At 40.9% G+C, this 12,632-nt stretch carries 14 protein-coding genes; 9 read left to right on the top strand and 5 right to left on the bottom strand.

Features of this window, described 5'->3' with window-relative positions:
- The 3 genes from HP456_RS12825 to HP456_RS12815 form a co-directional block, all read left to right on the top strand.
- On the top strand, positions 1-976 hold a 976-nt coding region (locus HP456_RS12825; protein ID WP_172251681.1), incomplete at its 5' end, for a family 4 glycosyl hydrolase.
- 213 nt (positions 977-1,189) lie between these two features.
- Positions 1,190-2,095 carry an ROK family protein gene (locus tag HP456_RS12820; protein ID WP_172251679.1) on the top strand — a complete coding sequence of 302 codons (906 nt, stop codon included), beginning with the start codon at positions 1,190-1,192 and terminating at the stop codon, positions 2,093-2,095.
- Between the two features lie 52 nt (positions 2,096-2,147).
- A complete protein-coding gene (locus HP456_RS12815; protein ID WP_172251677.1) occupies positions 2,148-3,500 on the top strand; it encodes a glycoside hydrolase family 1 protein in 1,353 nt (450 codons plus the stop codon).
- Positions 3,501-3,630: 130 nt separating this feature from the next.
- Here HP456_RS12815 and HP456_RS12810 read toward each other — a convergent pair whose 3' ends face one another.
- From HP456_RS12810 to HP456_RS12790, 5 genes are all read right to left on the bottom strand, one after another.
- Entirely contained in the window at positions 3,631-4,446 is an 816-nt protein-coding gene (locus HP456_RS12810; RefSeq protein WP_172251675.1) for an alpha/beta fold hydrolase, read from the bottom strand.
- A gap of 83 nt (positions 4,447-4,529) precedes the next feature.
- A complete protein-coding gene (locus tag HP456_RS12805) occupies positions 4,530-4,727 on the bottom strand; it encodes a hypothetical protein (RefSeq protein WP_172251673.1) in 198 nt (65 codons plus the stop codon).
- A 184-nt stretch (positions 4,728-4,911) separates the two neighbouring features.
- Complete coding sequence (locus tag HP456_RS12800; protein ID WP_172251671.1) at positions 4,912-5,544, bottom strand: hypothetical protein; 633 nt, start codon at positions 5,542-5,544, stop codon at positions 4,912-4,914.
- Between the two features lie 31 nt (positions 5,545-5,575).
- Positions 5,576-5,860 (bottom strand): hypothetical protein, encoded by a 285-nt coding sequence (locus HP456_RS12795; protein ID WP_172251669.1) that lies wholly within the window; start codon positions 5,858-5,860, stop codon positions 5,576-5,578.
- Positions 5,861-6,040: 180 nt separating this feature from the next.
- Positions 6,041-6,298 carry a DUF4190 domain-containing protein gene (locus HP456_RS12790; RefSeq protein ID WP_172251667.1) on the bottom strand — a complete coding sequence of 86 codons (258 nt, stop codon included), beginning with the start codon at positions 6,296-6,298 and terminating at the stop codon, positions 6,041-6,043.
- Positions 6,299-6,863: 565 nt separating this feature from the next.
- On the opposite strand from HP456_RS12790, the gene HP456_RS12785 reads away from it, so the two are divergent.
- The 6 genes from HP456_RS12785 to HP456_RS12760 all read left to right on the top strand — a co-directional run.
- Positions 6,864-8,213 carry an acyclic terpene utilization AtuA family protein gene (locus tag HP456_RS12785; protein ID WP_172251665.1) on the top strand — a complete coding sequence of 450 codons (1,350 nt, stop codon included), beginning with the start codon at positions 6,864-6,866 and terminating at the stop codon, positions 8,211-8,213.
- 8 nt (positions 8,214-8,221) lie between these two features.
- Positions 8,222-8,533: a DUF4387 domain-containing protein gene (locus HP456_RS12780; RefSeq protein ID WP_172251663.1), complete on the top strand. Its 312-nt coding sequence runs from the start codon at positions 8,222-8,224 to the stop codon at positions 8,531-8,533.
- A complete protein-coding gene (locus HP456_RS12775; protein ID WP_216663271.1) occupies positions 8,526-9,476 on the top strand; it encodes a ribokinase in 951 nt (316 codons plus the stop codon). Before HP456_RS12780 ends, HP456_RS12775 begins: the two co-directional genes overlap by 8 nt.
- The gene (locus HP456_RS12770; RefSeq protein ID WP_172251661.1) at positions 9,445-10,347 is read left to right on the top strand and encodes an ABC transporter permease; all 903 of its coding nucleotides are present in this window, start codon (positions 9,445-9,447) and stop codon (positions 10,345-10,347) included. The genes HP456_RS12775 and HP456_RS12770 overlap by 32 nt, the downstream gene beginning before the upstream one ends.
- Before the next feature lie 14 nt (positions 10,348-10,361).
- Positions 10,362-11,240: a carbohydrate ABC transporter permease gene (locus HP456_RS12765; protein WP_172251659.1), complete on the top strand. Its 879-nt coding sequence runs from the start codon at positions 10,362-10,364 to the stop codon at positions 11,238-11,240.
- A gap of 60 nt (positions 11,241-11,300) precedes the next feature.
- Positions 11,301-12,632: extracellular solute-binding protein (locus tag HP456_RS12760; protein WP_172251657.1), on the top strand; the 1,332-nt coding region annotated here is incomplete at its 3' end.

Genomic DNA, 12,632 nt, shown 5'->3' with positions numbered 1-12,632 from the left:
AAATGGACCGGGAGGATTGTTTAAAGCCCTCCGTACCATCCCTGTCATAGTAGAAATTGTGAACGAGATGAAAGAATTATGTCCAAATGCGTGGCTCATCAACTTTACCAACCCTGCCGGAATGATTGTGGAAGCCATTTGCAGATATTCCAATTGGAAAAAAGTTATCGGGGTCTGCAATGTTCCGATCGGGATGGAAAGAGGAGTTGCAGAGGCACTAAAGTTAGAGCCTGAACGGATCCGCGTTGATTTCGCCGGATTAAATCATATGGTTTTTGGCTTAACGATTTACCTTGATGGTGAGGACATCACCGAAAACGCAATCAATACATTGGCTTTAAATGAAAAAGAAATCAACATGAAAAATATTAAGAATCTAAGCTTTGAGCCGGATTTTTTGAAGGCGCTGAAGATTCTTCCATGTCCATATCATCGGTACTATTATAAACAAAAGGAAATGGTAGAGTCGGAACTGCATGACTATGAAGAAAAAGGGGTCCGTGCCATGGTGGTTCAAAGGTTGGAAAAGGAGCTTTTTGAACTCTATCAGGATGAAAATTTGCACGAAAAACCAAAACAATTAGAAGAACGCGGCGGCGCGTACTATAGTGATGTGGCGTGTAACTTAATTGATTCAATTTATAATGACAAAGGTGATATTCAGACCGTGAATACACTTAACAAGGGATCCATTGCCAGTATCCCCGACGATTCAGTCATAGAGGTCAGTTGTGTCATCACAAAAAATGGACCCAAGCCTCTTGCCATTGGGGATTTACCGGTGCCTGTACGGGGGCTTGTTCAGCAAATCAAATCATTTGAAAGAACCACAATCGATGCAGCCGTAACGGGTGATTATCACACAGCCCTCCTGGCCATGACGATCAACCCGCTTGTTCCGTCGGACACATTAGCCAAGCAAATCCTGGATGAAATGCTTGAGGCACACAAGGAAAATCTTCCTCAGTTTCAATAAGGCGGCTGCAAAGGCAAGGGAACAGGTCAACTTTTATCTGGCACTAAGCCCCGCGGGGAGAGTGCCAGATAAAGGCCCGGCTGGTCAACAAACACACAGTGGCATGCACCTACGGAATTTTACTTTATCGGGGAATCTCGTGAATATAGGGTGTAAATACGCATGGACGTATTTGATCAATAAGTATAAGTCTTCAAAGAATGAGGCGATGAAATGGATACATACATTTCTTTTGATATTGGTGGTACTTTCGTAAAGTATGGAATATTTGGATCTGACAGTAGCATTTTAGAACAAAACAAAGTAAAAACTCCGAAGACCTTGGATGAATTATTACAGTTCATCCAGGAATTTGCTGACCTTCATAAGGAGGCAAAAGGAATTGCAGTAAGTGCGCCTGGTGCAGTCTCAAATGACGGCATTATATATGGGGCGAGTGCCGTTCCTTATATTCATGGACCGAATATCAAGCAATTAATTGCAAGTAGAACTCATCTGCCTGTATATCTTGAAAATGATGCCAATTGCTCAGGGTTAGCGGAAGTCTGGGCAGGTGCAGCAAAGGGTAAGGAGGATGTTGTCATTATTGCAATTGGAACAGGGATTGGCGGTGCCATCATAAAAAAAGGAGAATTACATAAAGGAGCCAATTTACATGGTGGTGAATTTGGCTTGATGTTGCTTAATCCAAACAATGAAATGGACCCAGATGGGTGGGTAAGAATGGAATCAACCGTATCTATGGTGAAAAAAATAGCAAGACGTAAGCGGGTTGATGCAGATTCGCTATCGGGTGAAGAAATCTTTCGCTTAGCAGAATTGGGAGACCGGGATTGTATAGAGGGGATTGATCAATTTTTCCACCTCTTAGCCCTTGGAATATATAATATACAGTATATCTATGATCCGGAGATTACTTTAATAAGTGGCGGTATCAGTGTGAGGGAAGATTTAATTGATCGCATCTATCAGAAACTTGACAAGATTTTGGAGTCGATTCCAAAAGCGATGATAAGACCCTCGATTGCGGTTTGTAAATTTCGACAGAATGCCAATCTTTTGGGCGCAGTATATGGATTAATAAATGAGATGCGTTTGAATGTATCTGCCTTGAAGTAAAGCACAGAAGACTATTTGCGGATTGGTAAGAGGAGAAGGAGTTGTATGATACATGGAGAAGTTGCCCGTTATACCGAAAAACTTTATGTGGGGAGGAGCAGTCACTTCCTTCCAAACAGAAGGTGCTTCAGAGCAATATGGGAAAGGATTGTCCATTGTAGATGCCAGACCGGTCCCTGAAAATCATTCAGACTGGAAAACGGCCATTGATTTCTACCAGCGGTATAAGGAAGATATCTCATTATTTAAGGAGATGGGCTACAATGCCTATCGTACAAGTATCTCCTGGGCACGGATTTTTCCGGATGGTGAAGGGGAAGCAAATGAAGAAGGTTTACAATTTTATGACGACCTCCTGGATGAATTGATTGAAAATGGAATTGAACCTGTTATTACACTGTATCACTTTGATCTGCCATTAGCCTTAGCAAAAAAATATAATGGCTTTTCTTCCAGAAAAGTTGTCGATTTATTCGAAACATATGCCAAAACGATCTTTACACGTTATAAGGATAAAGTAAAATATTGGTTGACATTCAATGAGATGAATTTAGTTTTGCTAAATCCTGAATATTGGGGTGTAACGGAACCAGACCTTTCCGAGGCATCAAAATATCAAGTATGCCACAATGTTCTAGTCGCGCATGCAAAGGCAACAAAAGCCATGCGCGAGATTATTCCGGAGGGTAAAATGGGAGGAATGATTTCCTACCTTCTGACATATCCTGCCACTTCAAAGCCGGAAGATATTCTTGCGAATTATAAAGCGAAGGAATTATTAAACGATTTCTATCTTGATGTTCTTACAGGCGGAGAATACCCTTCCTATGTGACCGCTGTCTTAGAATCAAAAAATATTCTTCCAGCCTTCGAAAATGACGATCACGTACTGTTAAAGGAACATACAGTGGACTACTTATCGATTAGTTATTATCAAAGTAGAATTGTCCAGCATACCGATGAACAAGGGATAACGGCTGGTATGTCAATAAATCCGAATTTAAAACTAAGCGAGTGGGGAGCGGCCATTGATCCGATCGGTTTAAGAATTGCCCTGAAAGATCTATATGCACGATATAAATTCCCAATCTTTATTACCGAGAACGGGATCGGTGTGAAAGAAGAATTGAATGAAAATCAGGTGATACAAGATCACTATCGAATTGATTATCTGAAGCAGCATATTGAACAAATGAAGATCGCCATCCAAGAAGGTGTAGATGTGATTGGATACCTCACTTGGGGATCTACAGATATACTTAGTTCTAAAGGTGAAATGTCCAAACGTTATGGACTTATCTATGTGAACCGGGGAGAAAAAGATTTGAAAGATTTAAAGAGATACAGAAAAAGCAGCTTTTATTGGTTTAAAAAGGTAATTGAATCGAATGGAGAGGAACTTTAGGCACAACGTACGTTTCTAAAAAACCGGTACTGAAAATTAATGCGTCATCCTTGAAAAGACTGCCTTCGTAGTGAATGAGGCAGTCTTTTGTGTACAGCAGATCAAATTAAGGATAAGGAAAATACTGGCGTTATCCCTTCCCCTCCAAAAAATCCTCAACAATCCGATTAAACTTTTCACTATGCTCCCAAAACATAAGATGTCCTCCCAAAACTTCCACAGACGCTTTAGGAGTCAGCTTGCTTAAGTAGGATGTCGCCGCTTCAGCCCAGTGCTCTGCAACAATATAGAGAGTCGGTAAGGATTCACTGCTCTTTCCCGCCTCATCACGATAATCGGAGAAAAGTCCGGAAGAAAAAAGATTAGCGGCAATATAGTAAGGTGTCTGTAGTGATTGCTCTACGATCCAGTCTAATTCTGCTTCCTTAAGATCCCGCTGGACCATGACTCCGGTGGCATAAGCTGAGATGAAATCCCGTTGTCCTTTTGGATTTCGGAGGTAGTTCGTGTAGGCCGCCGCCATGTCATCCAGCGGACCCTCCACCCAATCCCGGTCTTGTTCTACGGATAAAGATTTTGGGGGCATATCAATGAAAATAAGGGACTTGATCCCTCCTGTACCGAACTGCCGGATATACTCCCAGACCGTTAAGCACCCGAATGACCAGCCTGCAAGTGTTGCGTTCTCGACCTTTAATTGCTTCAATACCTTCTGAAGATCCGTTCCATGCGTAACATAGTCATTTCCATGGACCGTCATGGTCGACCGTCCGTGGCTCCTGGGATCGATCACAATCGTACGGTGAGTTTTCGAAAAATGCTTGACCTGCTCGGAAAAAACTTCCGTGGTAAATGTGAAGCCCGGAATAAATACAATAGGCTCCCCGCTGCCGGTATCCTCCACAAATAATTCGATTCCTGGTTCCACTTCGATATACGTCTTCATGGCGCTCCTCCTTGGACTGTAAATTTCTATATTATATTCCCTATAACGTTAGTTCATTTCTGAAATTATAAGTAGAAACGGATTCAATTAATGAAATCCCAAACATCTCCGATCATTTTACCCAGCCCCCTAAACAGCCAAAACACCACCCTGAAAGGGAAGAATAGCACTTCCGGTATCCAGAATAGAAGCTCCAGAAAAACATCCACCGCAGAATAATGTTCTCCGCGTTCGCGTTTTCTCTGCCTCTTTTCCTTCATTCTCTTCCGCCATTTCTTCATGGCTCCAACCCCTTAATCTTTTTAACTTTCTTATTAGTTGACTATACGTTCCCTGGTTCATATTTGTTTCATATTTTGGCATTTTTTTGAAAAGGGACGGGGGGACAGGTCCCTCGTCCCATATATTAAGATTGGATGATTAATGATTATTTTGGTGGGACAGTAAACCTGTCCCCTTGTCCCCCTAGTCCCTCGACTCATCCCCCGAATACAGGATTATTTTCGGCCCCTCGATGCCTCCTATATGGCCGTCCCCTCCTTCGGGAGCCTCAATCATTGTGTCGATATGAATGGTTTTCTTTTCTTTTGCTTTTAGTTCAGCATGGAACGGTGCTTCCTGATTCAAGAGGGAAATAGGTTTGTAGTTATTCTCGCCGAAGCTGAATGTAAATGCCAGATCCTCATTGCCGGTGTTCTCGAGAATCAGTTTACAGTCGGCAGTCATAGTCCTTGGGTTATCCCAATCGGGGACGTCAAACATACATACGCTTTCATCTGCGAAGTAATTTATTTTTTCAACCCCTTTAGCCATGTAATGTTGATAGAAGTCCACTGCCAGTGCGGGGGAGGACAATACAAAGACAAAAGCGATCGTCACGGTGAGCAATTGGAATTTTTTCAGTGCAAACCAAAGCACGGTCACGCTTGCGATCATCAATACATGAGAAAGGATGGAAAGATGAAAGGCGAGATTGAAATGTCTGGTCAGAATGATTTCCATTTCAGGGGATTCCAAAGTGGTGAAGGGGAACCTCAAGAGGAAAGAGAAGAGAAACAGAAAGAATGATATTACCGCTAATAACGGTGATTTAATCATGGTTTACCTCCAATCCGGATTGAGTTTAAGTCTAAAAAGGAATTGTCTTGGCGCCCATCATAAAGAATATACTGACGGAATACCTGAAAACCACATAAGCAAGCGTCAGTCCAATTACCAGATGCAGACCCCAAAGTCTGCGGATAGAGTTCAATAGAATGATATCCATAACAAGCAAAACAATAGGCAACGCGGCCACAGCAAAAAAGTAGAACAAATGGCTGAAAAATCCCAGCACAATAGACGCTGCAATCAACAGCGGGAAAATAATATGAATCAAGTAAAATATGGACAAACTAATCTTTCTTTTCATCATTTCACCTCACATTGCGGGACAGGGGGACAGGTACATTGTCCCTGGTCAAATGCGTATTGGTTCTATTTTATGATAAATACTGGTTTGATAGTAGGGATTTGTTTATGCAGGAGGTTCTAGGGGCTGTTTCTCACCTGAAATGCACCTTCATGCATTTTAAAGGAATACATTCGGTATCCCCTAGTAGAAAACTGCCATATATCCAATTAAACCAGCAATTGTTAAAGAGGACTGAATCACAATCCCGAGAATATTGATGATCAATCCGGCCACGGCGAAACTTCTGCCACCTTCATGGCGTGATTTGATTTCGTTTAAACTCCGTTTTGCTATCACCACTCCTATAATGCCGACAATGAGTCCAAATTGGATAAGGAATAATGAAACAATTCCTAAAATGAAAGATATGATTGCCTTTTCATTTGTCTTGTTTTTCATAAGGCTTGATGCCTCCTTTCATTAGAATCATGAATCTTTCGAATTTAGTTATAGAGAGTCTCGTTCCTTGCATTTTACGAGAACATTAATCTTATATTATAGGGAAGTAAAACCCCTCAAAACCCCTTTTATAAATAAAATAGAAAGGCGATGGTAAAGAAATGGCTGCTGTTATATTTTTAATGAAAACGACATCCCAAAATCTCCTTTGGAATATTTTGAGCAAATTTCAAGTAGATTACCAATACATGAGATTATTATACTCTATATATGTAAAATTACCCATGAAAATCAGGATGTTCCAGTATTGTATGATTCATAAAGGCTATGATGTTGGTAAGTGGGGACAGTGTACCTGTCCCCCTGTCCCAATCTTCCATGGCTTACAGATGAATCTTAAAATTCACAATAATAGAAAATCATGTTGACTTCTGAATTTAATTGAAGTATTCTTTAAACATAAATATATGTAACCGGTTACACATATTTTTTTATAGCGATGTGTAACCGGTTACACACAAGTGGATGAGGCTAAGGAAAAATTCAAAATAAATGAGGTTTTACGATGAGTAAAGATATTCGAATAGTGTCTCCGTGTGGAATGCTTGGGTATGGTTTTCCGGAAGAATCCTTTCTAAATGGATTGAAAGAGGAAGTTCACGGAATTGTGGTAGATGCCGGTTCTACAGATGCCGGGCCGCATAAACTCGGTGCTGGAGTCTCTATTGTAAGCAGAAGGGCTGCTAAGAAGGATTTGGACATTATTGTTCGAAACGGGATTGCGCGCAAGATTCCGATTATCATTGGTTCTGCCGGAGGAGCCGGGGCCAGAGTACATATCGAATGGACAATGAGTATTATCAATGAAATTCTGGAAGAAAATCAGTTGAAAGCCAAGAAAGCGATTATCTGGGCAGACTTTACCTCTGAGGAAGTCATTGAGGCACTACACAAAGATAAAATCAAACCGATGGGAGCGAACATTCCAGACTTGACTGAAGAGAATGTAAGAAAGAGCACGTCGATTGTAGCTCAGATGGGACATGAACCGATCCTGGAAGCATTGAAGAATGATGCGGATATTGTCATTTGCGGAAGAGCATATGATCCCTCTCCTTTTGCAGCAATAGGTATTTATCATGGGAAGGATCCCGGTCTCTCCTATCACCTTGGTAAGATTTTAGAGTGTGGAGCTCTATGTGCAGAACCAGGAACCACTAAGGATTCTATACTCGGTACGATTAGTGATGAATTTTTTTCCGTGCAATCTTTAAATCCAGCGAGGCTGTGTAACCCCATAAGTGTGGCTGCCCATACTTTCTATGAAAAAGAGCATCCTTATCTTCTTCATGGTCCAGGCTTCAGTCTTGATTTAAGTGAATGCGAGTTTAAGGAAGAGGAGCGTGGCATTGTAAGAGTTTCCGGCAGTAAATATATTTCAGATGAATCTCACTTCATTAAATTGGAGGGTGCTGGATTAGTAGCATACAGAACGTTTGGTATAGCAGGCGTCCGAGATCCTCTCCTGCTAAACAAAATAGAAGAGGTTCAGGAGAAAGTGAAGGAACAAGCCGAATCATACTATAAAGAGATTTCTCCCGAGGATTATCAAATTAACTTCTACAACTATGGTAAAAACGCTGTATTGGGAAGCAAAGAAGAGGAACCGTTTCATCATCATGAAATAGGGGTGCTTTATGAAGTTGTTGCAACTACCCAGGAGATTGCAAGCAGTATTTGCTCAACTGTCAGGTCGACATTATTGCATTACGGCTATGATGGCCGAAAATCTACAGCCGGAAACCTGGCCTTTCCGTTTGCACCAAGTGATGTCGAGTTTGGCCCCGTATATGAGTTTTCCATTTATCATCTGATGGAAATAGTAGAAAATCCTTTTCAGGTGCAGTATGTATAGGAGGCATTATGGAACCTTTATTTGAATTAGCTAAAGTTTTACGAAGTAAGAATTCAGGTCCTTTCGAGATAACATTAGATGTCCTTTTCGATTCAGTAGATCACTACAACAGAGTGAAGCATTCAGGAGCCATAACCCGGGAAACGATCAGCAAGCTTTATCGAATAGATGAAGATAAGATTCATCACCTGGTATTTTTCGATCAGGCGTTAGGGTTTAAGATTACGATTGCGAGGGATATATCGTCAGGAACCGTTGGGGATCGGGATGTATACGGAGCCCAGCAGCATGCACCATTAATGAAGATTATGATTGAATAGGAAGGTGAAAGAAGTGGCAAGGATTGCGGTTATTGGAAGTATAAATATTGATTATGTTGTTGAAACCGATGTCCTTCCTTTGATGGGAGAAACGGTATCAGGGAAGAATTACTTTCTTTCACCAGGAGGTAAAGGTGCCAACCAGGCTGTGGCCGCTTCCAGATTAGGAGCGGAGGTAGCTCTCTATTGTTCAATAGGGAAAGATGAAAACGGTTCGATTCTTCTTAAGAGAATGTCTCAGGAGAATATTGATTTAGGGAATGTGAATCGAGTTGAAGATGCGGCAACGGGTGCTGCTTTTATAGAACTATGTAATGGTGAGAATCGGATCCTGATTGTTCCTGGAGCTAATGAGTTTACAAATGCAGACTATATTAGAAATGCACTTACAGAACTTCTCCAATATGATGTGTTTTTGTTTCAGTTGGAAACTCCGATTGAAATGCTGGAGTTTATTGTTCCGATCCTTCATCGACAGGAAAAGACGATTATCGTGAATCCGGCACCTGCTTATCGACTCAGCGAGAAATTGGTACAGATGATCAGTTATTTAATACCGAATGAACATGAATATCAAACAGTTCTCGGAACGAAGCTCCCTTATCAGGAAATCATTAAGGACCATCCGAACAAACTGATTATAACAAGAGGAAAGGCTGGCGTTACCTATTTCAATGGAACGGATCTCGTCCATGTCCAGTCATTGGAAGTTAACCCGGTCGATACGACTGGAGCGGGAGACACGTTTTCAGGTGCATTTGCTGTGGCCATTGGGGAAGGGAAGAGTCTGACTGAAAGTATTAGGTTTGGCAATATTGCTGCTGGTCTTTCCATACTGAAAAAAGGTGCCCAGACTGGGATGCCGAAAAAGGATGAAATGGATGAGTTCATAAATATAGGGGTGAGTAGCCATGAGAGTCAAGACCTCTTTAAATCGAATTAAGAAAGACTGGGTCATCTATGCCATGCTCTTCCCGGCAATCTTATATTTTAGTATCTTCCATGTCATTCCCCTGATCGGGATGAAGCTTGCTTTCCAGGATTATCGTATTATCGGGGAAAATGTGTGGGTAGGGTGGAAGCACTTTAAAGTGTTATTCAGTTCTCCTGCGTTTATGGATGTACTAAGGAATACCATTATTCTCAGCACGATGAAAATCGTTTTCTTCTTTCCTATACCTATAATTCTATCATTGATGATCAATGAATTAAGAAATGGAAGATTTCGTAAGTATATTCAATCAGTCGTCTATTTACCTCATTTCTTATCTTGGGTGGTAATTGCAGGTATATGGATCAGCTTGCTTGATCCATCCGATGGGGGGATAAATATCCTCAGGAATTTTTTCCAAATGCCATCTCTTGATTTTATGACTAGTAAAGATCATATCCGCTGGGTGTTAGTGTTTCAAGAAATCTGGAGAAGTGCAGGCTGGGATTCAATCATCTATCTTGCAGCTATTATGAAAATAAGCCCGTCTTTGTATGAGGCAGCTAAGATAGACGGGGCTTCTAACCTCCAGCAGATGAGATATATTACGCTTCCTGCAATGTTAAGTACGGTGGTGACCGTTTTTATTCTGAATCTGGGCTTCTTTATGAACGCCGGGTTTGACCAGGTGTTCAATATGATGAACAACTCCGTCATCAGTGTGGTTGATATCTTAGATACGTACGTGTATAGAATCGGTATATTAAATGGTCAATATTCCTATGCTACTGCAGCCAGCTTATTTAAAGGAGTAATTGGATTAATTCTTATCTTGAGTACTCATTTTATAGCGAAGCGGTTTTCAGGCAAGGGTGTTTGGTAAAGGAGGTTATCTGGATGAAGAAGCAAAACCTGACAAAGATCATCATATCGATCACATTGTTTATGCTGACACTTACTGTGTTGATTCCAATCTTGAACTTGCTGGCGATGTCACTTTCCGACCCATTGAAAGTACATAAATTGGGAGGATTGGAGATCTTGCCAGAGGGATTTTCACTTGTTAATTACAAAGTATTATTATCAAATCCTTTAGTGATGAAAAGTATTTTTAACACTTTCTTCATTACTATTTCAGGTACGTTTCTTAATCTGTTTCTAACGTCAATGGCTGCCTATGTGCTGGCCAAAACTCAATTTGTGGGAAAAAGACTTGTGGTGCTGTTTCTCATTGTGATTATGGTGTTCGAACCCGGATTAATACCTGAGTACCTGTTAGTGAAAGACTTAGGTCTATTAAACACTTATTCTTCACTTATTTTGTATAAGGCGATTAATATTTATTACTTATTCATTCTGATGAGATTCTTTGAAGACGTGCCTGACAGTATATTAGAGGCAGCACGGATTGATGGGGCAGGCCATTTTCGGATTTACACTAAGATCATGCTCCCCTTATCCAAACCGGGGTTAGCTACAATGGGGTTATTCTATGGTGTCTACCATTGGAATGAATATTTCAGGGCTACCATTTATCTCACAGATCCTAATAAATGGCCGCTTCAAGTTGTATTAAGGCAATTTGTCGTACAAAGGGACAATACAGCGATACTTGGATCACAAAATATCCTTTCTTATGATCAAGTAGCGGCTCTTGACTTTGGTTCTTTACAAGCTGGAACCATCATCATTGCGATGGTTCCATTGCTCATTCTATACCCATTGATTCTCAAGTATTATGCGAAAGGAGCTTTAGAAGGAGGGGTTAAGGACTGATAGAACTTCCAAAGAAAGTGGCAAACTATTTTATACATTAATTTATTAGGGGGAAATGGTATGAAAAAAGGGTTATTGCTGCTGGTGAGTTTGATGTTGATGCTTGGATTGATCGCGTGCAGTTCAGAATCAAGCAACCAATCGGATAGTGGGTCATCCGATGGGAATACCATTCGAGTTGTTTATAAAGATGAAACAAATTCAAACCAGGTATCCGTTAAATACTTCGATGAATTAGAAAAAGCCTTGAAGAAAGATAAAGATATTGATGTTAACTTTGAATTAGTAGATTTACCACAAGGGAATTACGCTGAAAAGCTTAATTTGCTTTTATTTAGTGGGGAAATACCTGATTTGATTTATTTCCAGGGTGGAGATCAGCAAATTTCACAACAGGGATTGCTGGAAGACTTACGCCCTTATATCAAGAAGTCAGAGCATTTAAAAGATGCGTTAGCGCCTTATAACAAGGAACGGTTAGAAAATTATCCATACCTATTATGGATCAAACCGCTTGCTCCGAAAGTACCGGTCATCAGAAAAGACTGGTTCGATAAAATGGAAACATCTACTGCTTTAATGAAGGATCCGTCAATAGATAACTATTATGCCTTTTTCAAAGAGGTAGCAGAATCAAAGCCAGGCGGGGATAAACCCTCCTATGCTCTCACGGTGGCAGGAGATATGGCTGAAATCAATTATACTTTTGACATGGCTTTCGGGTTAGACAAAACCTGGTTAAAAAAGAGTGACGGCTCATATGAATATGCGAAGGTATCATCGAAAGAAAAAGAGAAACTGGCGTTCTATCATAAATTATATAAAGAAGGACTGCTTGACCCTCAGTATATTACAAAACAGTGGGATACAAAGGAAAAGGCTTTCTATGACGGAGAGGCTGCCATTGTTCCTGGAACAGCTGGAAAAGTCATCGATATTTATAATGGGAAGATGATGCAGGTTAATGGCAAAGAGTCAGAACTTGTCGTTCTTCCACCAGCTAAAGGAGATAGTCAAGGGTTTGGTGCCACCGATATCACCAAAGAATCACGAGGGCTTGGAATTTCTTCTCAATCTGAAAATAAAGAACTGGTATTTGACATTCTTGATTACCTGTCAAGCCCTGAAGGTCAAAAGCTTGATCGACTGGGATTTGAAGGGGAGCACTACAATGTTACGGACGGAGAAATCGAACTGACAGATAAATACTATGGAGAATGGTATTCACGTTTCTGGGAGCCGACAGAAATGGAATTTGATATGCCGGTCAAGACACCTCTATTAAGTGAGCCGGCAGCGAACTCCCAGGACTTAGCTGGGAAGTTTTATGCTGAGGACAATAGCTTTATTATTCCTGAAGAGTACGTTTCCAGCTGGGATGCGATGGAGAAC

The sequence above is a fragment of the Bacillus haikouensis genome, from assembly GCF_013179555.1.
Lineage (GTDB): Bacteria > Bacillota > Bacilli > Bacillales > Bacillaceae_B > Rossellomorea > Rossellomorea haikouensis_A.
The sequence above is the reverse complement of the archived record's forward strand: the minus strand, read 5'-3'. Positions and strand labels throughout refer to the sequence as shown.

Coding starts and splice junctions, on each gene's coding strand:
- HP456_RS12820 (WP_172251679.1), top strand. CDS start 1,190: ATGGATACATACATTTCTTTTGATATTGGTGGTACTTTCGTAAAGTAT.
- HP456_RS12815 (WP_172251677.1), top strand. CDS start 2,148: ATGGAGAAGTTGCCCGTTATACCGAAAAACTTTATGTGGGGAGGAGCA.
- HP456_RS12810 (WP_172251675.1), bottom strand. CDS start 4,446: ATGAAGACGTATATCGAAGTGGAACCAGGAATCGAATTATTTGTGGAG.
- HP456_RS12805 (WP_172251673.1), bottom strand. CDS start 4,727: ATGAAGAAATGGCGGAAGAGAATGAAGGAAAAGAGGCAGAGAAAACGC.
- HP456_RS12800 (WP_172251671.1), bottom strand. CDS start 5,544: ATGATTAAATCACCGTTATTAGCGGTAATATCATTCTTTCTGTTTCTC.
- HP456_RS12795 (WP_172251669.1), bottom strand. CDS start 5,860: ATGATGAAAAGAAAGATTAGTTTGTCCATATTTTACTTGATTCATATT.
- HP456_RS12790 (WP_172251667.1), bottom strand. CDS start 6,298: ATGAAAAACAAGACAAATGAAAAGGCAATCATATCTTTCATTTTAGGA.
- HP456_RS12785 (WP_172251665.1), top strand. CDS start 6,864: ATGAGTAAAGATATTCGAATAGTGTCTCCGTGTGGAATGCTTGGGTAT.
- HP456_RS12780 (WP_172251663.1), top strand. CDS start 8,222: ATGGAACCTTTATTTGAATTAGCTAAAGTTTTACGAAGTAAGAATTCA.
- HP456_RS12770 (WP_172251661.1), top strand. CDS start 9,445: ATGAGAGTCAAGACCTCTTTAAATCGAATTAAGAAAGACTGGGTCATC.
- HP456_RS12765 (WP_172251659.1), top strand. CDS start 10,362: ATGAAGAAGCAAAACCTGACAAAGATCATCATATCGATCACATTGTTT.